Here is a 1,994-nt window from a genome sequence, read left to right as displayed (position 1 = left end):
CCACAGGGGAATGCATTCCAAATGTGGGAGCGGGCTTGCTCGCGAAGGCGTCAGAACTAACAACACAGCATTCGGATAAGAAGACAGCCATGCGCACACTCGTGATCGAACCCCTGACCAAAGAAGCCTTCGCCCCCTTCGGAGACGTTATCGAAACCGACGGCAGCGACCACTTCATGATCAACAACGGGTCGACCATGCGCTTTCACAAACTGGCCACGGTCGAAACCGCAAAGCCGGAAGACCACGCCATCATCAGCATCTTCCGCGCCGACGCGCAGGACATGCCGCTGACTGTGTGCATGCTGGAACGACACCCGCTGGGCAGCCAGGCTTTCATTCCGCTGCTCGGCAACCCCTTTCTGATCGTGGTCGCGCCCCTTGGCGATGCACCTGTATCAGGCTTGGTCCGCGCCTTCGTTACCAACGGCAGGCAGGGCATTAATTACCATCGCGGCGTCTGGCACCACCCGGTGCTGACGATCGAAAAGCGGGATGACTTCCTGGTGGTTGATCGCAGTGGCACAGGCAATAACTGCGATGAGCATTTTTTCAAAGAGGATGAGCGGTTGATCCTCGCCCCCCACCAATAAGAGAAGGTCTGATCACCCGACAATAAGGGTGACAGGCGAGAGGTAAAGACTGTGGAAGCACATCTGTTGGAATGGCTGAACCTTAGCGTGCGCTGGGTTCACATGATCACTGGCGTCGCGTGGATCGGCGCTTCCTTCTATTTCGTCTGGCTGGAAAACAACCTCAATCGCGTCAACCCCAAGGACGGCCTGGCCGGTGACTTGTGGGCGATCCACGGTGGCGGTATCTATCACCTGGAAAAATACAAACTGGCCCCACCGACCATGCCGGATAACCTGCACTGGTTCAAATGGGAAGCCTATTTCACCTGGATGTCCGGCATCGCGCTGCTGTGCGTGGTGTTCTACTCCAACCCGACCTTGTACCTGCTGGCACCGGGCAGCAGCCTGAGTGGTCCGGAAGGTGTACTGCTGGGCATCGGCTCGCTGTTCGCCGGTTGGTTCATCTACTCCTTCCTCTGCGACTCGGCCCTGGGCAAGCGCCCTGCCCTGCTCGGCCTGATCCTGTTCGTGTTGTTGATTGCGGCAGCTTACGGCTTCAGCAAGGTGTTCAGCGGCCGTGGTGCTTACCTGCACGTCGGTGCGGTGATCGGCACCATCATGGTGGGTAACGTGTTCCGCATCATCATGCCCGCCCAACGCGCGCTGGTGGCGGCCATCGCGGAGAACCGCACGCCGGATCCCGCGCTGCCGGCCAAAGGCTTGCTGCGTTCACGCCACAACAACTACTTCACCTTGCCGGTGCTGTTCATCATGATCAGCAACCACTTCCCGAGCACCTACGGCAGCCAATACAACTGGCTGATCCTGGCAGGTATCGCAGTGGCGGCGGTGTTGGTGCGTCATTACTTCAATACCCGGCACAACAGCCAGAAGTATGCGTGGACCTTGCCGGTTGGCGCGTTGGCGATGATTTGCCTGGCGTACGTGACGGGGCCGAAACCGATGGCGACCACACCGGACGTGGCCAAGGCACCTGCCGCCATCGAGTACCAGCCGTTACCGGAAACCGCGTTGGGTGGTGGCTTGAAACCTGCCGCACCCGCAGCGCCTGTCGAACCGACTGCTGCGCCTGCACCCGCCCAAGCCTCGATTGATTTCGACAAGGTGCACGGGGTGATCCAGGAACGCTGTGCCGTTTGCCATTCGGCCAAGCCCACCAGCCCACTGTTCAGCACCGCGCCAGCCGGCGTGATGTTCGACACCCCGGCACAGATCCAGCAACAGGCGGCGCGCATTCAAGCGCAAGCCGTGGCGAGCCAGATCATGCCACTGGGCAACATCACCCAGATGACCCAGCAGGAACGGGATTTGATTGGCACCTGGATCAATCAGGGGGCTCGTACCAATTAACTGACTTAACGCATAACCCCATGTGGGAGCGGGCTTGCTCGCGAAAGC

At 59.7% G+C, this 1,994-nt stretch carries 2 protein-coding genes; both read left to right on the top strand.

Annotation, left to right across the window (positions count from 1 at the left end):
• The first annotated feature begins 89 nt into the window (after nucleotides 1-89).
• Nucleotides 90-593: an ureidoglycolate lyase gene (locus tag ACRESD_RS17450; RefSeq protein WP_257784089.1), complete on the top strand. Its 504-nt coding sequence runs from the start codon at nucleotides 90-92 to the stop codon at nucleotides 591-593.
• 51 nt (nucleotides 594-644) lie between these two features.
• Entirely contained in the window at nucleotides 645-1,946 is a 1,302-nt protein-coding gene (locus ACRESD_RS17445) for a urate hydroxylase PuuD (protein WP_431752057.1), read from the top strand.
• The last annotated feature ends 48 nt before the right edge of the window (nucleotides 1,947-1,994 follow it).

Source organism: Pseudomonas sp. (assembly GCF_050739995.1).
Lineage (GTDB): Bacteria > Pseudomonadota > Gammaproteobacteria > Pseudomonadales > Pseudomonadaceae > Aquipseudomonas.
Note: the sequence above shows the minus strand (reverse complement) of the source record. Positions and strands in the feature narration are given on the sequence as shown.

Bases quoted from the DNA above. Each gene is read 5' to 3' on its own strand.
- ACRESD_RS17450 (WP_257784089.1), top strand. From the start codon at position 90: ATGCGCACACTCGTGATCGAACCCCTGACCAAAGAAGCCTTCGCCCCC.